The following is a 20,866-nucleotide window of genomic DNA, read 5'->3' as shown; positions in this document are numbered from 1 at the left end:
GTTTATTTCTTCCACTTGTGACTGTCCTCAAATTCCAGTGTCAGCATGACGAATGAAGCGAGCTGGACCGCAAATGGCTGCCTAATTTCTCCAAATACTACAACACAGGACGAGATAGTATCCGATAATTCTCCAAATAATACTATAGGACTTCTGAGCGAACTTAAATCTTACCCGGCGAGTCTGCTTATGGGTCAAATTGGATAGAACACAGATCATGTCGACATGATCTGTGTTCTACCATGAAGATAGCCGCTGTTGATATGGTTATTTCACTGCCCCCGACACCGGCACGAGTTTAGCGGATAAATCCGGCGTTTTCATGTCCTTATCGAAAGGAAACATAGGATGCTGGATGTGTTTGTAAGGTAGCCTAGACAGATCCTGATCGACTCCACCGGGTGTTAGAGCCATGATCCAATCTTTATGCATGTCGTAGAGTTCAGGCTGGAGATAACCGATCTTCACCACTACAATATCGGCGGTACGGGCATTGAGCCCCAGCCGCTTAAAATCTTTTTCTTCGTGATATGGCTTTCGTTTCTGCGTAACAATCACATTGACGCTGCCTATTTTCACCACGACCTCGACTTCAGCATCTTTATCGCCGTATTCAATGGCGGTTACAGTCCCTTTTAATGGAACGGGCGGAGCAAACCGGGAATCGACGATGGCGCCGGCTTTGCCGTCTACCTGACCACCAACGCCCGCAGCAATGGCTTTTTTGACAAACTCCGGATCAGGAATCGACGCATAAATCAGAGTAGGGCCGTCTGCCTTTTTGAACTCGGGCCGTTTCAGAATTTCGGTGATCGTCCAGGTTACATCACCCGCCCCACCTGCGGTTGGATTATCGCCCGTATCGCTGATGTAATAAGGATGCTTGTTGCTGGCAACTGCCTTGTTCAACGATTCATCCAACGTGCCAACGGGGGCTACAAACCCGAATTGCGAACGGACCTCCCAAAAGTGGCCAGCCAGTTTCTCAGCGGCTTGTGTCACTTTGGTTTTATCGTCGCCGGTAACCATCACAGCGGCATGATTACGCGGTTCATCAGCCCAGGCGTAGCCAATCCAGATACCGCCATCCACAACCCCCTCTTGATTATCAACCAGTCCTGGAATATCCGCGTACAGACTTTTGCCCGGTTCAATGCGTGTACTTGTTTTTTCGCCTGGCAACAGAATGGGCACCGTAATCAACGCTTTGTAAGCCGGTTTTCCTTTCCCGCTCTTGAGTCGTTCGATCAAATTAGCGACCGCCCGTTCTTTGGTTTTCATCGCATCTTCGTGCGGGGCCATACGATAACAGGTCATCAGATCGGTGTTCTGCGCCAGTCGCCACGATACATTCCCGTGCAAGTCCATTGAGGTGGAAATCAGGGTTTTATAGCCAATGACCTGCCGAATTCGGGTTAGCAAATCACCTTCGGGATCTTCCAGGCCCTGTACGCTCATGGCTCCGTGGATGTCGAAATAAAGGCCATCGTAGGGTGCGTATTTTTTGAGCGAATCCAGCATTTTACGCACCAGCGATTCGTACGCTTCCCGCGCGACAATTCCTCCGGGTAGCGATTTTCCGACCAGGGTCGGCACCCACCGCACTTGCTTACGCAAGGGAGCCGTACCCATCAAAAACGGATAGGCGTTGAACACTTCACCGCTGTAGCGGGCGTGAAAAGCGGGTTCATGCGTAACGGCAGGCGAAAAAGTGCTGGATTCGATGCCTAAACCAGCAATGGCGATACGAGGGAGGGTATTGCTGGTCGATTGGGCAAAGCCAACAGTATTAGCCCAAACTATGGCTGTAAGACCTAACAGAAGATGTTTCATGCCTACAAATTAAGGCATTCAGCAGAGTAGGCAAAATACTATATGGCTAAATTGTCGTTCTGGCGACCTAGTTGGCAACTACCTGCACGACATACGTCCGGATCGTTTCGCCAGCTCCGGCGCTGCCCAGCGGTTTCGTCGTGAAAACGACATTCGCCGTACCGACCGTAACGCCTTTTATCTGAAAAACGGACGGCCCCTGATCTGCCCGTTTTACCGTATCGACAGCTGGGGCAAGCTGCCGCCTGGACACCTCCACGATCTCCTGATTATCCGACGTTCCGATCAGTTCAGCAGTCCCATCGCTTTGACCAGGCAAGGAAATTTCTTTGATTTCCCCGACCTCAATTTTCAGCCGTTTTTTAGCCGCCGAATTTGCTCGATTACAGGATAGGATCATGATCCCAAAACCGACTATCCAGCCAACTTGGATCAGGCGTTTAATAGTCAATAAATTAGTTGTAGTCGCTGAAAGTGTCATACGCACTACAACTAATTCACCGGGCTGACGGTTTTCAATCCGGTCGAATTGCCTTATTTGGCTAGCCGCCGATAAAAGACGAATCCATTTTCCTGGCCTATTTTCTTAACGTCGGGCAGTGAATCGAGGTGCGTGGGGCTCTCAGACGCATGCCGAATAAACCACACATCTTTGTCAATCTTACCATGCTGAAGCCAGTCGTTATTGTAATAATTCGGGTTTGTAACGGCCGGTTTCTGCGTGTAGAAATAGGGGCCGTAGCTGTGATAGCCATACGTTTTCACGTACACATTTTGCCCCTGTGCCCGCTCGAAGAAACGCATGGCAGCCGCCTGAGAAATGCCTTCAATCCGGCCAATAGCCGCCCAGAGAGCCAGTGTAATAAAGACAGCCATTCCCCCAAACAGGACGACCGATGCCTGCCCAGGTTCGTATTGATTGTACCAGCGAATCACCAGAATCAGAATAATCAACAACCAAATACCGGGGATGATCGTCCACATTGGCCAGTCGATGTTGGCGTCCAGATTCCCTTGCGAAAACGCATCCTGATCAGCAAACTTCCGTACAATATCCATCCGGCGAGCCAGTAGCGGCAATCCCCCGATGGCCAGTGCGTAAATACCGCCGATAACGATCAATCCCGCTCGTAACCAGTTGTTAAACTGTATTTTTCGCTCCTCCAGTTGAAGCAAGGTCAGTGCTGCGAAGTAGGTGAGTGGGTAATAGCAAAGCGATGAATAATGAACAATTTTGGACTGAACAATACTGAATAAAATCAGCACCACCCAAAACAAAATCAGCATCCACTGCCGAAAATCGCGCTGATAGTTGCGCTCGATAAACAACGGTGCAAACGCCCGAATCGCAAAGATCGATGCCGGAAAGCAGCCTACCAGCAGAATAATAAAGTGATAGCCCGGAAAGCCGACATGACCGGCATCGGGCGTGCTAAATAACCGGATATTATAGGCCAGAAATTCACGAACCAGCGCGGGTCCATGCAGGTAAATATCAAGCCCGTACCAGATCAGTGATGCTACCGAAGCGGCCACCGAAAATGCGATAAATTGAACGGGCGTAATGAACCACCGAAACCGGTTCAATAGCCAATAGACAAACAAGACCAGCGCAACGATCAGGTAAGCCACGGGCCCTTTTGTCAGAATTGCCAGCCCCAGCACGAAACCGCCGATCAATACGTACGTCCATTCGGGCTTGGGTACCGTCATGGCCCCGCCGAGCCGCTCACGCTTCCAGGAAGCAAAAATCAGATTCACTAAAGCACTAAAAATGAACAGATTGAAAAACGGATCAATAATTCCTGAACGAAAATAAAGATGGGGTAACAGCGAACCCAGATAAGCCAGCGACCACAGCAACCCAAACCGATGACCGTGCAGTTTCTGGCCAATGTGATAGAGGTACACCAGCGTAATGATTCCGCAAATAGCATTGGGAAGTCGGGCAGAAAATTCGTTGATGCCGAACAGATTCATCATGATGGATTGAATCCAGAAAAACAAGGGCGGCTTTTCGTAAAACGGCTTGAAGTCAATATGAACATGGAGATAATCGCCCAGTACGATCATCTCCCGGGCGCATTCGGCAAAGTTAATTTCGTCCCAATCGAACAACCGTACCCCTCCTAGAAACGGGACAAAAAATAAGATCCCCAGTGCCGCTAGCACAAGCGAATAGAAAAGTTTTTGATTCATTCAGTAATGTAGTCAGCGAAACAAAAGCAGCACAAATGCTACAAAAGAATGGCAAAAATAGCCGAAAAAAGATTGCCGGGATTCACGATATTCGCGCCGACGAAAATGAGTTTCAAGTTTCAGGTTCCAGGTTTCAACCGGTCCGCCGTAGCAGTTGCCAACGCAGGCATTCTCTGCGGAACGCTAACCTCAAATCTTTAATCTCCAACTTGAAACCCGAAACCTGAAATCTGAAACATCTATGCTTGTCAATCATCGATTCACCGATTTAGCTGCTTTTTCCCTACTCCAGGCGCATTACATTGATCTGAAAGATCGTCACTTACGGGATTTATTTGCCGAAGACCCTGAGCGATTTACGACCTTCTCCCGTCAGTTCGAGGATATTCTGCTCGATTTTTCCAAGAACCGCATCACCGCCGAAACGCTTTCCCTGCTGATTCAATTGGCAGAACAAGCGGAACTGAAAGGTGCCATCGGTAAACTGTTTTCGGGCGATAAAATTAACCAGACCGAAGATCGCGCCGTGCTGCACATTGCGCTCAGGAATCGATCCAATACGCCCATTTTGGTGGATGGAACCGATGTGATGCCGGAGGTAAACAGTGTGCTGGCTCACATGAAATCGTTTACGGAGCGGATTCGCTCGGGCGAATGGAAAGGCTATACGGGCGAAGCCATTACCGACGTGGTGAACATTGGCATTGGCGGCTCGGATCTGGGTCCGGTTATGGTGACCGAAGCCCTGAAGCCCTATGCAGACGACAAAAAACTGCGCGTACACTTCGTCTCGAACGTCGATGGCGTGCATATCTACGAAACGCTACAGACCGTTCGGCCCGAAACCACCCTGTTTCTGATTGCCTCGAAAACGTTTACCACGCAGGAAACCATGACCAACGCCCAAACGGCCCGGCAGTGGTTTCTGGAATCGGCTAAAGACGAAACGGCCATTGCCAAACATTTTGCGGCTCTGTCGACCAATCAGAAGGCCGTCGAAACATTCGGCATTGACCCCGATAATATGTTTGGTTTCTGGGATTGGGTCGGCGGTCGCTACTCACTCTGGTCGGCCATCGGTCTCTCGATCGCGCTCTACATTGGCTTCGACAACTTTGAGGAGCTATTAGAGGGTGCTCACGCGATGGATACCCACTTCCATGACACACCGCTTGAGCAAAATTTGCCGGTTATTCTGGCGTTAGTGGGCATTTGGTACAATAACTTTTTCGGTGCCCAAACCGAAGCAATTCTCCCCTACGATCAATACATGCACCGGTTTGCCGCGTATTTTCAGCAGGGCGACATGGAAAGCAACGGCAAATCGGTGGATCGTGACGGAAATCCTGTCGATTACCAAACGGGGCCGATTATCTGGGGAGAGCCCGGCACCAACGGACAGCACGCGTTTTATCAGCTCATTCACCAGGGTACCAAACTTATCCCCTGCGATTTCCTGGCCCCGGCTATTAGCCAACGGCCCATTGGCGACCATCACAAAATTCTGATGGCCAATTACTTCGCCCAAACCGAAGCCCTGATGAACGGCAAAACCGCAGCCGAAGCCGCCGACGAATTGCGAAAAGCAGGCAAAAGTGAGGAAGAGATCAAAGCACTCACCCCGTTCAAGGAATTCTCGGGCAACCGGCCCACCAACTCGATTCTGTTTAGGCAGCTTACACCACGCACACTGGGTAGTCTGATTGCCATGTACGAACACAAAATCTTTACCCAGGGCGTTATTTGGGACATTTTCAGCTTCGATCAGTGGGGTGTTGAGCTGGGCAAACAACTCGCCAGCCGAATACTTCCCGAGCTTCAAAACGACGCTCCGGTCAGCACGCACGACAGTTCGACGAATGGTCTGATGAATGCGTTTAAGGCGATGCGACAGGGCTAACGGAAGGTTTTCTCAAAATTTCACTATAGGGGAAAGAAGCATAACTATTCCACAAAATCAAGAGTCGATCAAACATTAGCCCCTACAAAGGGTTAAAGAGGTGTAATTTCGGTTACACCTTTTTTTATATCACTCAACGAAAAAAGACATGAAAAAGCAATTCTCTCTACTGGCTGTATGCCTATGTAGTCTCGGCCTGGCGCATGCCCAACAGACTACCACCACGTACTCAACGAGTGCCACAACGCCCACAACGACTGTTACGGATTCGACCAATTCCATGAATTCGTCGAATTCGATGAGCAGCACGACGCCGACGAATACCATGTCGGATAGCACAAATACCAACAGCGTCAATCCAAGCAGCAACAGTACGTATTCAACCAATACCATGTCGCCAGCGGATAACACGCAGACAACGACGACGGTGACGACTTCGACGGAGACCTACACCACCCGCGAGAAAGCCCAGAAAGGTTACAAAAACTTCGCGTTTGGCATTTACGCCGGTTTGAACTCGACCAAGTTGAAAGGGGAAAGCGTCAATACAGGCGGTGATCTATCAGGGCGTTTAGGCTATCAGGCGGGTTTCTTTGTCCGGGGTGGTGGCCGACTGTTTGGTCAGATTGGGGGCGAATATTTTGCGTCAAGCTCTAATTATTTTACCCGTGGAGACGGCCAATCAGCGCAAAACATTCAGGATCAGATCAACATCCAGTACATTCAGATTCCGGTTTATTTAGGTTTCAAACTGGTCGAATCGGATCGGGGTATTTCAGCCGTACGATTACAGGTTGGTCTGGAATACGCCAACCGGATCAGTTCGAGCAGCGGCAACTTCAACCTGAGCAACTCCGAAATTAAAAGCGGCACATTCAACGGCCTCGGTCAGCTCGGTTTTGATATTGGCCCCCTGCTGATTGATTTGACGTACCACCACGGCCTGAGCGATGCGATCAAAAATCCGACCAATGGTACGACGACTTCGACCGGCTTTAACGGGTCGCAGCGCCGAATCCTGAGCGCCAGCGTCGGCTTTAAATTCTAAAAAAATAGGCAAAAGTAGCTAGTCGTCAGTCAATAGTGTCGGTTTGTCAAGTAGATTTGGCCCTGCTAACCTACTTCATAAACCACTATCGACTGGCGACTTTCGGCTATTTTTATGAACACGCTGTTTCCCATCTTCGTCAAGGCTGAACATCTCCATATTTTGATTGTTGGCGGGGGCTATGTGGGCCTGGAAAAACTAACGGCCGTACTAAGCAACTCGCCCGATGGCCATGTTACGCTGGTCGCTCCCGAGATCCGGCCTGAAATCAGGGATTTCGCCCAGCAATTTCCCAAACTAGAGCTCATTCAGGAACCGTATCACGAAATTTATTTATCCAACAAAGATTTAGTCATTGCCGGTACCAATGACAAAGCCGTCAATCATCAGGTTCAGATCGATTGCAAACGACACCGGATTCTGGTCAACGTAGCCGATACGCCCGACCTGTGCGATTTTTACCTAAGTTCCGTCGTAAAAAAAGGCGACCTCAAAATTGCCATCTCCACCAACGGTAAATCGCCCACCTTTGCCAAACGATTCCGTGAAGTCCTGGAGGAAATTTTACCCGACAGCCTGCAGGAAACCCTTGATAACCTAACCACCATCCGGAACCAGCTCAAAGGCGATTTCCAGCAGAAACTGGAGAAACTTAATGAGATCACCAAGGTGTTGCGCTAACAAATAAGCGTTTCATTTTGTATGCACATTCTCGCTATTTCGGGTAGCCTTCGGGCTAATTCAACCAATACGTCCCTCCTCCGGGCAGCCACCGAACTGGCTCCTCCCGACGTTACGATCACGCTGTATAATGGTCTGGACGATCTACCCTATTTCAGTCCCGAACGAGATGTTGATCCAGCGCCTGAATCCGTTAGTGCTTTACGAACCCAGCTTCGCCAGGCCGATGCCGTGATGATTTGTACGCCCGAATATATTCACGGCATGCCGGGTGTACTGAAAAATATGCTCGACTGGATGGCTTCATCGGGTGAGTTTGTCGATAAACCCGTTAGTGTCATTAGCGCAGGGCCTTCGGATATGGGTGGTTCGCGGGCACACGCACTACTCTTTCACACCATGGCTGTGTTGACCGCAAAATTACCTGAAGGCACTTCGCTCATTGTTCCATTCATCCGGCAAAAAATGGATGCCCAGGGCCGACTCACCGATGAAAAAACGGCTCAAGAATTGCAGAGCGTGGTCGCGGCTCTAAAACTGGCGATTAATTAGTCAACTTCCCTGGCTAACTATACCAATTATACAGCCATCGTCCTATTCTTTCTGCAAAATATCTTAAAGTAAGTGACTTAACGCACTGTTGCCAATCTTATTGAGTAAAAATCACTAATTTACTCTGCGTTCGGCATCAAAACTGCACGCTTGTACACAGTAAATTGATAAAGCTGACAGAAAAGAAGAAGAAGGTTTTTTAAACCGTTTAAACAATTTCTTAACCGGACGAGCATTTGTTTTGTCATGAAATGTTTAAACCGGCTTCAGTTAGCAGTCAATCATGTACTTACTTCAACAATATGGAAAATAGTCTATTCAACGCTCGAGAAACCGTTAAAATTGGCATTATCGGATTAGGTTACGTTGGTCTCCCTCTGGCCGTAGAATTCGGCCGAAAGTATCCAACCATTGGCTTTGATATTAACCCCGATCGCATTGACCAGTTGATCGAAGGTTACGATGAAACACTGGAGATCACGACAGAGCAAATCCAGGATTCCCGTTGTTTAGGCTTCACGGCGGATATTGAAGACCTACAGCCCTGCACAGTCTTCATTATTACGGTCCCCACCCCGATCGACAAGTTTAAAAAACCGGATTTAAGTTATCTGCGGAAAGCCTCCGCTTCGGTGGGCAAACTGCTCAAGAAAGGCGATACCGTCATTTATGAATCAACGGTCTATCCGGGTTGCACCGAAGAAGATTGCGTACCCGTTCTGGAAAAATACAGTCGTCTCCGATTCAACCGCGATTTTTTCTGTGGCTACTCCCCTGAGCGTATCAACCCCGGCGATAAAGTACGCACCTTAACGAAAATCCGTAAAATTACCTCCGGTTCGACCGAAGAAACGGCCGGCTTCGTCGATCACTTGTATAGCTCCATCATTGAAGCCGGTACGTACCGCGCCCCCTCGATCCGGGTTGCAGAAGCTGCCAAAGCCATCGAAAATGCCCAGCGCGATATCAACATTTCGTTCGTGAATGAACTGGCCCTGATTTTCGACCGCATGGGCATCGATACCAACGATGTACTGGAAGCTGCCAGTACCAAATGGAATTTCCTGCCTTTTAAACCCGGCCTTGTCGGTGGTCACTGCATCGGTGTGGATCCATATTATCTGGTACACAAAGCCCAAAGCCTGGGATACTATCCGCAGGTCATTGCTTCGGGTCGACTGGTCAACGACGGCATGGGTGGCTTCGTCGCCAAACGGCTCTTAAAGCGACTCATTGCCAACGGTTTACTTCTTCAGGACAGCCGGGTGCTGATTTTGGGCATCACCTTTAAAGAAAACTGCCCCGATACCCGAAATACCAAAGTCGTCGACATCTACGAGGAGCTCATTGATTTTGGCATTCAGGTGGATGTCTACGATCCCTGGGCGTCATCGGATCACGTGGAAGCGGAATACGGGATCATGTTGCAGAAAGGCATCAATGCGCATACGTATGACGGTATTATCGTAGCCGTTTCGCACCGACAGTTCCTGGAACTCGATATCAATAGCTTGAAACGAGATGAAAAATCCGTGGTGTTCGACGTAAAGTCCTATTTCGACCGAGATTTAGTCGATATGCGTCTGTAACTATTGGTTAACCATTGGCCAGTCGAAATGACGGTTCTGCGTATCCACGCATTTTAGTTTTGCCCATATGCACCTGTAGATCTACGTATGGACAGGTACTTCGAAAGAAACGTTCGTTTAAATTCAGTTTTGTATGTAGTTTAGCCAATCAAACTTCCTACATGTAATCGATTGACCGCACCTGACAACTTCGTTAACCATGTTCTGATTACGGGCGGAGCTGGCTTCATTGGATCACATCTGGCTGATTATCTGCTAACAGTAGGGTGCACGGTTCATGTGCTGGACAATTTTTATCCGAATTACGATCCCGAGCAGAAACGTCGGAATGTCCAACCTCATCTGACGAATCCAGCCTATTACCTGCACGAAGGTGACATTCGCAATACAACTCAGGTAGAAATTCTTTTTCAACAGTACCCAATTGATGTCGTTATTCACTTAGCCGCTTTACCCGGCGTTCAGCAGTCGCTTCAGCGGCCTGCGGAATACACCGACGTCAATGTAACGGGTACACAACTCCTGCTGGAAGCCATGCAAAAAGCGGGTATTCGAAAACTCATTTACGGCTCCTCCTCATCGGTTTACGGCGAAACCGCTCCTCTACCCTTACGGGAAGACTATCAGACTTTACAACCCATTTCCCCCTACGCCGTCACTAAATACCAGGCCGAACAGCTGTGTCGACAGTATCACGATCAATACGGCCTCGAAGCGGCCTGTCTACGCTTTTTTACCGTCTATGGCCCACGGCAGCGCCCCGACATGGCCATTTCACTATTTCTGAACGCCTTGCTACAACATCGCCCAATTACGATCTACGGCGAAGGCACCAGCCGCGACTATACGTACGTAGCCGATATTGTTCAGGGGATCAGCAAAGCCATTTCTCACATCAATGGATTTGAGGTTTATAATATTGGTGGCGGCACTCATATCTCCGTCCGGCAATTGATCGATACCATGGAAGCCGTAACTGGCCAGCCAGCGATCATCCTTCACCAATCCGACCGTACTGGCGACGTCACCCACACCTGGGCCGATTTGACCAAAGCTAAACAGCAGCTAGGCTATCAGCCAGCCGTGAGCTTGCAGGAAGGGATAGCAAATATGGTTCGGGCGATTTAGTAGGCTACCCAACAAGTGAAAATCATAAAATGGCACCCCACTATCGATTTGTAATAGTGCAAAAGATATAAAAACCCCTCACAATTGCCATTCAAATACGGTATCTTTCCTATTCAGATTCCATATCAACCTGTTAAAACCATGCAACCTATTAATCCAAAAGTCTATGTCGGCCAGGGAAATACCCTGATCGTCTCTTTATGTCCAAGCTTGGATTTGGTATCCTTCCCCCCTGAAACGCAATCGGTCTGGGGAGAATTACAAGAATGCGAAGATGCTATCATGGCAAAAATTGAACCTGGAGCTTACCGGATTCTTTTAAGTACCAAAGTATACCATTCGAAAGAAGCTAAACGGCATGTTCGAATTAAGTGGACACCGAAATCAGACGATATTTCAGCCATTCCACAGGAGGTTCTAAAGCAGTTGGGCAAATTAAATCTGATTGTACCCTCTAATTCTACCGCAGACGAAACGATTATTCAAAAAGTTTTAACTGAGGGCTATTACATTGCCGAAGAACCGGAGTTTATTTCAACCGAGTAAGTGCTAAAAAACAAACCCATTGCCAGTGCAATGGGTTTGTTTTTAGCGTAAACTAAATGCTAATACCTTAAAATGCGACCCGCTTTATCATCCCGATCTTTAGTCAATTGATTTGGATTAATGTGATCAGTAGCCATATGCTGAGCGGGAATAATGGGAGTTAAAGCGGTGTGTGGCATCCCAATTATATACGTTTCAGCTTCCTGCTTTGTACGAAACTGGCGTACATAGGTACCATTCATTAAAACCATATATTTATAAACGGAGAATTTATTTTCTTTTATCGAGTACATATGTTTGACTAAAAAGGAGATTATATAATTATTCTGCAAGTATAAATATAAAAGCTTAGTGAATCAATCAGCCAAATGAATCCAAATAGGGTCTTACCTTCTTTTTTCCCTTTGCATTAACTGATTTAGCCGAGAAGTGAGCTGACGACCTTTCTTCAAATGAGGGGATTTTTTATTACGGATTATTGATAAAAAACAACTAAAATGGAATTGAATGATGGTCGTACCCAATGTCTATAGTCCAGTGACGAAGCAACAGTATGTTTCAATGTTAGCCTCTATCTAATCAGCGAAATAGTCCCCCGCCGTTCAAGTACTTCTCCTGTACTTAAAGACTTATAAAAAAATCGATAAGCATATTGCCCACTCGGACAGTCACTGCCTTTCCATGTACCGTCCCATTCCGGATTATCGCTTTCGTCAGCATACACAGCATCTCCCCAACGATTATAAATTGCTAGTTTTAACGGAATGCCATGCGTAATAATAAATTTGAACGTATCGTTGAGCTGATCAAGATTAGGCGTAAACGCATCCGGCGCAAACACCTCTGTCACGCAATCTGTAACTTCTAATCTCCTGATAGAAGAACAGTTATATTCATTGGTCACTTTTACGGTATAGGTCCCGGCTTGCCCAGGCTTGATAACTTCGGTAGTTTCACCTGTAGGCTCCCATAAGTAGGTAAGATTATCATTCAGCCCTCCTGCCGAAACAGGTTCATTTTTACAAACCGTCGCAGCTGGCAAAACAGTAGGCAATTTAGCTACAGTCACACTTGTGGAAGCTACATTCGCGCAAATCCCATTAGTAACTGTGACACTAAATAATCCTGACGAATTTGCCTTAATTTCTGAACTTGTCGCTCCCGTTGACCATTTATAAACAGGATTTACCTCTAAAGGTGTTATCGTTGGTCTCAGCCTTACGCTTTCTCCTTCACAAATCAGATGATGCTTTTCCAAAACAGGTACTGGCTTTTCCAACACATTAAATGTGCGAATTGCGGAACAATTGAACACATTAGTCACCCTTACAGTATACGTTCCTGTTTGGATCGGCGTAATTGTTTCTGTCGTTTCTCCCGTAGGCTCCCATAAGTACTTGAGGTTATTTTCTATACTTCCTGCTGCCAGCGGCTCATTTTTACAAATTGTTGCATCGGCCAATAGAGCTGGCAGCTTGGCAACCGTTACGCTAGTAGAGGTTATATTGGAACAAATCCCATTGGAAACTGTGACGCTGTAAACTCCGGATTTATTAGCAGAAATCTGTGAACTTGTATCACCTGTCGACCATTCATAAGTTGAACTGCCTGTAGCATGCGTTAGTGTTGGGCTTAGCTGGGCAGTTTGTCCTTCACAAATCCGGTAACTATTTTCTAAAACGGGCACAGGCTTTTCTACCACATTTAAGTTAACCGTTCGGACACTATCACACCCCTCCGCCGTTTTTAATGTATCGACATAGCTACCAGCTGTCCGATAACCTAGATAAGCCTCTCCCTTGCAAATCGTCTTTGTAACTGTCCCTCTTAATACATTTTTAGGAACCTCTACCTGTTTTTCAGCAACTGCTATACAGCCATTCTGATCTACTGCCGTAACACTATAGATTCCGCTTTCTCGAACAGTATTCCGGGCACTAGTAGGGCTATCTCCTCCACTCCATTTATAGGAGGCTGCTCCATTAGCCACTAAAGGAACGCTACAGTTACCTTTTTCATAAATACTAATAAATGGCGAAGAAATAGCACAATTAATATTAGCAAATTCATTAATGTCAGAGTATATGGTTAAACAAGACAAAGTTCCTGGAAATGTAATAATCGTATTGCCCTCCTCTCCTTCTAGTGAATGTGAATCGATATAATTTATCCTGCCGCCATCATACAGGACAGTATAAGGATTGGAAAAATTTAAAGAAACTTTTGTAGCACCTATACCACCTCTACCCAACGAAGCTATTAACAAAGTTAAATTCGTTATGGGCTCAGAAAAACAAAGAGTTGTTTTGCCCATAACGCCTGTTTGTTCCGTCCATGACGTATTAGGCACCGTTGAGTTTGGGATGGTAGAAAACCCTCTGAAGGCATTGAATACATCAAATCTGTATATCTGATTTGTCAAATCGAAAGGATAGTTTGTAGACATTGTCACAGCTATTTCCTTTTCCCCTAAGGAGATTGAACCATACGCTTGATTTATATCCTTTTTCTTCCAACTACTCCAAACGTAGCACTGCGCATTAGCTTCATAAAAGCCTAGAAAAAAGCTATAACCTATAAAGATTAATATCGAAAACTTAGTGAAAATGCGCATAGAAACTATACTTCTTTTAATCATTTTTTATCTATACTACCATCACATTAAAGCCTCTTATCAGCTGACTGATTCGTTAGCCTTACCCTAATACCAAACAGTCAAAATTAGGGTGGGGCTATTTGAATATATATCTACTTATCAGAGAAAAAGGTATAGTTTATACACGTGTTAAATATTTTTATATGAATGGTCCCTTTTTGGCCTGTTTTTGAAATTTATTCTATTTTTTCGTACTTTCTAAATTCACTTAACCAATCAAAGTCACAGCAGTTAACTCATATCAGTCTTGAAAAACTAAAGCATTATACCAAAAAATAGGACAATACAAGTTAATAATATAAATTTCATAGCATACATTCTTTTTATTTATCATAAATAGCAAAAATAAAAAAACTTAGCTAGTTTCGTCGTCCTAAACTAACTATCGCTTACATTCTGCTATTAAATAAAGTCGTTAATAAGTGTACTATATCCTAATTTTATCATATAATTAACAGTAAGCTACATTATGCAAGTCCGACAGACCGCAATTGCAGGTTTAATTGAATTAACACCACGCATATTTAACGATGAACGTGGCCATTTCTTTGAATCTTATAACGAACCTATCTTTGCATCGCTAGGATTGCCCACAGAGTTCGTTCAAGACAATCAATCATTTTCAGTTAAAGGGGTTTTGCGTGGTTTACATATGCAAAAAGAACCTTTTGCTCAAGGGAAATTAGTGCGTGTCATTAGTGGACAAGTACTGGATGTTGCCGTTGACCTGCGACCTGATTCAAAAACTTTTGGTCAATATGAAACATTTTTATTGGATGCAAAGCTTTCAAATTTAGTTTATATACCTGAAGGATTCGCTCATGGATTTGTTGCTTTAGAAGATAGTATCTTCAGTTATAAATGTACAAACGTGTATAATAAAACTTCAGAGTCAGGCATTTTATGGAATGACCCAGATTTGAATATCGACTGGGGAATTAAGGATCCAATAGTATCAGTGAAGGACCAGGAATTGAAATTATTACGAGATATTTTTCCGCAAGTTGTTGTTTAATCTTTTATCTGTTTTACTTTTTTTTCTACTTTAAGATTTCAAGCATTCTTTATCATTCTTGTTGTGTATAGAATAGCAAAAACACTATTTTCTGTATTATATTATAGGGTAATTAAAAAAAGAGGCAATTCAATGTTTTTATTTGTTCGTTCTTTCTCTATTTTATTATTAGTTTTATTTACAAGTTACTCAATTTATGGGCAAGCAATTCCAGATACACTAACTGCAAAACAAGCCTTGATTATTGAGCTTGGTGGAATAGGTTCGTCAACTTCACAAAGCCCATTTTGGTTTCGCTCACGCCAGTATGGTACTGTTCCACTTAAAGGATCAGCTGGTATTGTGCGTGTAGGTTTAACTAAACAGTTTGGTAACCTTCAGCAAATTCATAAATTCAATATTAAAGCAGCTATCGAGGGTGTAGCTAATGTCGGAAGTACATCGAACGTGCTTTTGCCCGTGGCCTATGTCAGTGTATTTTCAAAGAATTTTGAGCTTTATGCTGGCCGACGACGTGAATTGTTTGGCTTAGTCGATACACTCTTAACCTCAGGCTCATATTCATGGTCAGGGAATGCTTTGCCATTGTATAAGATACAGCTGGGTACGCGTGGGTACGTACCTTTAGGATTTACAAAGGGCATTGTCGCTGTAAATGCCCTGTATGCTCACGGCTGGTTTAGCAACACGGATTCTATACAAAACTCATTTTTACATCAAAAGGCACTATTTATCCGAATAAGTCTTGCTCAGAATCGGGTACGGCTATACGGTGGGGTTACTCACCATGCGCAATGGGGAGGCTCTTCAAGTGTTTTAAAAAATGGAGTAACTGTTAATGGAAAAATCCCAAGTTCACTATCTACTTATAAAGATATTGTGTTGGTTCGCCAACCCCCTGTTGATACCACTTTATATAGTGCCTTTGACTTATCCAATCAGGCTGGTAATCATCTAGGCTCGATTGATTTAGCATTGGAAATAGATAATAGTTTATCCAATTGGTTTCTATACTATCAACATCCTTTTGAAGATAAATCGGGAGTTGCGTTTCAGAATATGCCTGATGGTCTATATGGTATTCGTTGGAAAAATAAAAAGGCAAATGAATCGGGAAGCTTCCGGGTTATGCAGGTAACAGCCGAATTTTTAACAACATTGGATCAAACTGGATTTAATTTTGATATTGGCAGCCGACTCTATAATGGCGCTGACGACTATTTTAATAATTATCAGTATGTTGATGGATGGACGCACCGACAACGGATTATAGGAACTCCTTTTATGACACGCTGGCTTGATTCGCGAGAAGACCTCCATAACCTCAAAGGAGGTTTCAAGAATAGTGGTCTGTTAATGATTAGCAATAATCGAGTTCAAGTAGGACATCTTGGCTTACTTGGTGAATGGAGGTCTGGTCCACAACTTAGAGCGCTTTTTTCCTTTAGCCAAAACTACGGCCGTCCAATTACTATCGACCCTAGAACGCCACGCTCTCAATTTTCTGGCTTAGTAGACTTTAATCTACCTGTCCAATGGCTTGGGGGCACGCAGCTCGGTTTAGCAGTTGCTATGGATCAGGGGCAGTGGCTCACTAATAACATTGGTGGTTGGTTTCGTATTCGAAAACAAATTCAATAAGAATTAGTGACCGCTTTCTTAACCCCCTCTAATAGGTTAGGTTGACTTTCAGTAGGAGTCAACCAAGCCCCCTCACCATTTTCGTTCCAGGCATAGGTTAAAATAATACGCTCTTTAGGCGTATTGTTGGGATGCTGATTTATCCATTTAATAGCATCAGTAATAGAGCGATATACAGAACCTGAACTATATCCTGTATATCGTGAGGAATTAGCATACGATTTATTAGTTGCAGCCCAAGGACGAGGATCCCAGTTTAAAGTAGCAACAGGTATATAGGGTACTGGCGACTCAATAAACTGATTCCAAATACGACGGCTACCAACGATTAAACTATCAATTGGTACAACTTGATTATTTCTTCTGAACCCAGCACTATGGTAGTTATAGCCTGTTAATATATCAACTCCACACTGTCTGGCAAGTATCTGATCTTCTTTGCTCCCTGCCTGACAGACAGCTATACTCACACCGGTCAGTCCTTGACCCTGAGCTGCCGTTCGTAAACTATCAAGTGCCTGGTGAACAGCTTGGGCATTACCAAATTTTTGTAAAAGGGAATTGATTGTAAAAAATATTAGCAATGGCTTCCCATTTACTTTAATATACTGTGGCTGCTTAAACAAAGTGAGCCAAGCTTCAGACACATTTTTCCATTCTGACGGACCAATAAAAAAGCCTTGATGATTAGCAACCATCAAACAAAACTTTAAACGCTTCTGATTAGGTGCTTTTAAATAAAACCCTAAAGCTCGATTAAGAGGATTCGTCTGAGAAGTTTTGTTATTCTGGCTGGTTGGATACCAGCAGAAACTAAAAAATGAAATACCCGCATTAGCTGCGGCATCAATCTGCTTTTGTACAATAGCTGGCGAACTAGTAAGCCAGCCCCAAATAGGCTTACGCTCAGGGAAACTGTCAAGTAAAGCTTCTGTAATATGTCCGCTAGTCAATCCTGACCAACCGTCAAAATAGTATGCACCTAATTGAACTTTAGCGTGAATACCAATAGTTCTAATACTCTTCTGAGCGCTTATTACCCCTACTACTAGTGACACAAACAGGTAGGTAATTATTGAACGAATAGTAGGCATTTACGAATAGCATGACAAAAATTAGACAGCTTAATTCAGAGTAGCTTGTTCCTCCAGCTTTGCAGGTGAAGAGACGACCTCTCTGAATAACTTTTCATATTGGGCAGTTATTATCGGCCAATGGTAAATTTCTCGAATCTTCTTTCGATTAACCTCGAGTACTTCCGAGTCAGATCTCTTGTGAAAACTATCCAAAACTTTTGTTACATCTGACATAGTAATAAAGTAGAAAGCATCGTTGCCTAAAATTGCTTTATTGAATACATTATCATAAGCACAAATCAAAGCGCTGGATCCCATTGCTTCAAGCAGAGAAGGATTTGTACCACCGACTCGATGACCATGAAAATACAAGTTAGAAAAATACCGCAAATTATCAAGCTTATTTAAATCATAGATACCACCCAAAAAAATAATATTTGTAAAATTTTTATACTTATCAACTAAATATTGGCCATACTTTGTTTTATGATTGCCAATTACTAAAAACGGTCTCTTGCTAACTGCAGCTGAAACGCCTTCTAAAATTACATCAATACTATTGTCAGATTGTAGTCTGGCAATTAACATATCATACTGAAACGGGGCCACATTATATTCTTTAATAGTACTCTCTTCGGGTGCATCAAATACATAAGAGCCATAAGGTATATAAGTAGAGGGCTTACTATAAAATTTACTCAGGTGCTGTTGAATTCCAACTGAATCCGCTATTAAGTAATCACTTGTATTCACAGCCCACCGCTCGGCTAGTTTTAAATAACGCTGAATCAATGGAGGGTATTTACTACGCATCCATTCTACTCCATCCATATTAGTAACAATAACAGGTTTAGAAGGAAGCATCCAACCCCACATAGAATTCGTAGTATAACCAAGTTGCAAGACTAGATCGAAATTACGTCCTCTGGCATCTAGGATGCAGTTAAAATCATAGATAAATTGGCCAGCCAAACCAAAATACTTTTCCGGGTCATAACAGTGGATAATATGCACTCCCTGATAAATCTTTTCTTGATAAGTATGATAGTGAGAATTATATACTGATACATTATGGCCGTCTTTCACCAGCTGAACTGCCAAATACTCAGCGCACTGTTCAAATCCACCATAATTATTTGGAATACCTCGAGTACCTATTATGCCAATTTTCATTTTTTAGAAATAGATATTAAAAATACCTTTCAAATTCGATTACGTATTACCTTAGCTGGTACCCCACCTACGATAAGATTTTCAGAAAAAGATTTGGTAACAACGCTTCCTGCTGCAATAACACAACCACGTTGAATAGTTACTCCATCTAGAATAATACTTCCTGAACCTATCCAACAATCTTCTTCAATAGTTACACCAATCCTTTTAACACCTTGCTTTTTTATCAAAACATCGGCCTTTTCAAAAAGATGGTTTTCAGAAAATATTTTCACATCCGGACCAATGATCACATTATCGCCAATATCTATTCCCCCTTGACCACTTAAGAAGACACGAGCATTAAGACCTACACCATTACCTATTTTGATTCCTATACCTTTTTGAGCTATTACGCCTGTACATACAATAATAGAATTTTTACCGATAGTAACATCGTTTCCTAATTGAATACCATTGAACGATAGTGCATCAATATTTACATTATCATCGAGAATTAAGTTACGTCCCGAAGTAATAGAACGAAGATGCTTTAAAGTAACATTTTTTCCCCTAAAAATTACACCATTAGAACTCTTAAGTAAGAATTTTAGAGGTAACCCTCTCAAAATTTGAATTAATCGATTGAATGAAATTATACTTAGTTCGTATAATGAATAAGAAGACTCCCATTTATAAGAAGGATCATTCTTTAAAAATCTTATTAACTTCTCAAGAGTCATAATTCTTCTCAAAAGTTCTAATAATTTCAAGTGATGATTTTACCCAAGTAAAATTATTGCTATGCAATAAAGATTCTTGGCTTTTTTGCGCATACTTTACAGGGTCTAAAAGCAACATATCAATCTTATTAGCGATATCTTTGGGGTTATCTGGATTTACATAAAGTGCAGCAGTTCCACAGACTTCTGGCAAAGAAGTTCTATCAGATGTAATGACTGGAATTCCGCACTTCATTGCTTCTAAAGGAGGCAACCCAAATCCTTCTGCATATGAAGGAAAACAAAATAACGTACTACGCGCATAAAGAATGTATAAATCTTTTTCTGGTATATGTCCAGTAAATTGTATCCTTTCTTCTAGATTGTACTCTTTTATTGTATTAGACAAATTGATATTTTTATGATTTACTCCTCCAACAATTAAAAGTTTTATTTTTTTATCGCGCAAGTAAGGTAGCGCTTTTATCAGATTAAGCAAATTCTTTCTAATATTAATCCTACCAACATACAAAAGGTAGCGCTCAGGAATCTGATATTTATTTTCAAAAGATTCTAACTGATTTTCAGAATAATTAGAAATAGGTTTAAAGCTTTGGCTTACTCCATGATATATTACATCAATATTATCGACTTTACCAATTTTATGTCTAATTAATCGTTCTTTTTCACTTTTGGAAATAGTAATAATATAATTTGCTCTTTTAGCTAAGAATCGGATTGGTGACAAATACAATCTCTCTTTTAAGCTATAAAACGAAGGGTAGTCTAGAAAAAGAATATCATGAATATATACAATCCCTTTACATTTATTAAATAGAAATCCTGCAAAGTTTTGAAATAATACTATATCAAGTTTAAACTTCCAACTTAAATAAGGAAGTAAAAAAAGATTAGAAAACAAGTTAGGCGTTGTAAGAGTAGGTATTATAGTAACTTTTTCACCCCACAATTTACTAGCATCTTTTTTATTAGCTTTATCTATAAATAAATAGATCTTGAATGAAGGGTTACTCAAAATAATATTATCTACCAAATTTTTGACTACTACTTGCCCGCTCGGCGGGCCATTAAAATACCATTTAGCATCAATTCCTATTCTCATTTCTC

At 43.3% G+C, this 20,866-nt stretch carries 18 protein-coding genes; 9 read left to right on the top strand and 9 right to left on the bottom strand.

The window, feature by feature from the left end:
- Window positions 1–267 precede the first annotated feature (267 nt).
- From ACYVE4_RS01575 to ACYVE4_RS01565, 3 genes are all read right to left on the bottom strand, one after another.
- Window positions 268–1,833, bottom strand: coding sequence for a M81 family metallopeptidase (locus tag ACYVE4_RS01575; RefSeq protein ID WP_460995049.1), 1,566 nt, complete (start codon window positions 1,831–1,833; stop codon window positions 268–270).
- 67 nt (window positions 1,834–1,900) lie between these two features.
- Window positions 1,901–2,314 (bottom strand): hypothetical protein, encoded by a 414-nt coding sequence (locus tag ACYVE4_RS01570; RefSeq protein ID WP_460995048.1) that lies wholly within the window; start codon window positions 2,312–2,314, stop codon window positions 1,901–1,903.
- A 53-nt stretch (window positions 2,315–2,367) separates the two neighbouring features.
- Entirely contained in the window at window positions 2,368–4,032 is a 1,665-nt protein-coding gene (locus ACYVE4_RS01565) for an ArnT family glycosyltransferase (RefSeq protein ID WP_460995046.1), read from the bottom strand.
- A gap of 241 nt (window positions 4,033–4,273) precedes the next feature.
- Between ACYVE4_RS01565 and pgi the strand changes: the two genes are divergently transcribed.
- The 7 genes from pgi (at window position 4,274) to ACYVE4_RS01530 (ending at window position 11,476) form a co-directional block, all read left to right on the top strand.
- A complete protein-coding gene (gene pgi / locus ACYVE4_RS01560) occupies window positions 4,274–5,932 on the top strand; it encodes a glucose-6-phosphate isomerase (protein ID WP_460995045.1) in 1,659 nt (552 codons plus the stop codon).
- A gap of 148 nt (window positions 5,933–6,080) precedes the next feature.
- Complete coding sequence (locus tag ACYVE4_RS01555) at window positions 6,081–6,980, top strand: outer membrane beta-barrel protein (protein WP_460995044.1); 900 nt, start codon at window positions 6,081–6,083, stop codon at window positions 6,978–6,980.
- Window positions 6,981–7,094: 114 nt separating this feature from the next.
- Window positions 7,095–7,661 (top strand): precorrin-2 dehydrogenase/sirohydrochlorin ferrochelatase family protein, encoded by a 567-nt coding sequence (locus ACYVE4_RS01550; RefSeq protein WP_460995042.1) that lies wholly within the window; start codon window positions 7,095–7,097, stop codon window positions 7,659–7,661.
- A gap of 21 nt (window positions 7,662–7,682) precedes the next feature.
- The gene (locus ACYVE4_RS01545; RefSeq protein WP_460995041.1) at window positions 7,683–8,213 is read left to right on the top strand and encodes an NADPH-dependent FMN reductase; all 531 of its coding nucleotides are present in this window, start codon (window positions 7,683–7,685) and stop codon (window positions 8,211–8,213) included.
- 302 nt (window positions 8,214–8,515) lie between these two features.
- On the top strand, window positions 8,516–9,802 hold the full coding sequence (locus tag ACYVE4_RS01540; protein WP_460995040.1) for a nucleotide sugar dehydrogenase: 1,287 nt from the start codon (window positions 8,516–8,518) through the stop codon (window positions 9,800–9,802).
- A 171-nt stretch (window positions 9,803–9,973) separates the two neighbouring features.
- Window positions 9,974–10,930: a GDP-mannose 4,6-dehydratase gene (locus ACYVE4_RS01535; RefSeq protein WP_460995039.1), complete on the top strand. Its 957-nt coding sequence runs from the start codon at window positions 9,974–9,976 to the stop codon at window positions 10,928–10,930.
- 141 nt (window positions 10,931–11,071) lie between these two features.
- The gene (locus ACYVE4_RS01530; protein WP_460995038.1) at window positions 11,072–11,476 is read left to right on the top strand and encodes a hypothetical protein; all 405 of its coding nucleotides are present in this window, start codon (window positions 11,072–11,074) and stop codon (window positions 11,474–11,476) included.
- A 59-nt stretch (window positions 11,477–11,535) separates the two neighbouring features.
- Here the strand turns inward: ACYVE4_RS01530 and ACYVE4_RS01525 are convergent, their stop codons facing one another.
- Window positions 11,536–11,769: a hypothetical protein gene (locus ACYVE4_RS01525; protein ID WP_460995036.1), complete on the bottom strand. Its 234-nt coding sequence runs from the start codon at window positions 11,767–11,769 to the stop codon at window positions 11,536–11,538.
- A 278-nt stretch (window positions 11,770–12,047) separates the two neighbouring features.
- Window positions 12,048–14,090: a T9SS type B sorting domain-containing protein gene (locus ACYVE4_RS01520; protein WP_460995035.1), complete on the bottom strand. Its 2,043-nt coding sequence runs from the start codon at window positions 14,088–14,090 to the stop codon at window positions 12,048–12,050.
- 511 nt (window positions 14,091–14,601) lie between these two features.
- Here ACYVE4_RS01520 and rfbC point away from each other — a divergent pair.
- A complete protein-coding gene (rfbC, locus tag ACYVE4_RS01515; RefSeq protein WP_460995034.1) occupies window positions 14,602–15,147 on the top strand; it encodes a dTDP-4-dehydrorhamnose 3,5-epimerase in 546 nt (181 codons plus the stop codon).
- Window positions 15,148–15,279: 132 nt separating this feature from the next.
- Complete coding sequence (locus ACYVE4_RS01510; RefSeq protein ID WP_460995033.1) at window positions 15,280–16,788, top strand: capsule assembly Wzi family protein; 1,509 nt, start codon at window positions 15,280–15,282, stop codon at window positions 16,786–16,788.
- Here ACYVE4_RS01510 and ACYVE4_RS01505 read toward each other — a convergent pair.
- Genes ACYVE4_RS01505 through ACYVE4_RS01490 form a run of 4 tightly spaced genes read right to left on the bottom strand, consistent with a single transcriptional unit; the run spans window position 16,782 to window position 20,861 of the window.
- Window positions 16,782–17,882, bottom strand: a complete 1,101-nt coding sequence (locus ACYVE4_RS01505; protein WP_460995032.1) for a glycoside hydrolase family 99-like domain-containing protein — start codon at window positions 17,880–17,882, stop codon at window positions 16,782–16,784. The two genes, ACYVE4_RS01510 and ACYVE4_RS01505, sit on opposite strands and share 7 nt — an antisense overlap.
- A gap of 30 nt (window positions 17,883–17,912) precedes the next feature.
- Window positions 17,913–19,037 carry a DUF1972 domain-containing protein gene (locus ACYVE4_RS01500; RefSeq protein WP_460995031.1) on the bottom strand — a complete coding sequence of 375 codons (1,125 nt, stop codon included), beginning with the start codon at window positions 19,035–19,037 and terminating at the stop codon, window positions 17,913–17,915.
- A gap of 29 nt (window positions 19,038–19,066) precedes the next feature.
- Window positions 19,067–19,789 carry an acyltransferase gene (locus ACYVE4_RS01495; RefSeq protein ID WP_460995030.1) on the bottom strand — a complete coding sequence of 241 codons (723 nt, stop codon included), beginning with the start codon at window positions 19,787–19,789 and terminating at the stop codon, window positions 19,067–19,069.
- A complete protein-coding gene (locus ACYVE4_RS01490; RefSeq protein ID WP_460995029.1) occupies window positions 19,749–20,861 on the bottom strand; it encodes a glycosyltransferase family 4 protein in 1,113 nt (370 codons plus the stop codon). The genes ACYVE4_RS01495 and ACYVE4_RS01490 overlap by 41 nt, the downstream gene beginning before the upstream one ends.
- Window positions 20,862–20,866: the final 5 nt, after the last annotated feature.

This window comes from Spirosoma harenae, from assembly GCF_054776975.1.
This window is presented reverse-complemented; position numbering and strand designations above follow the sequence as displayed.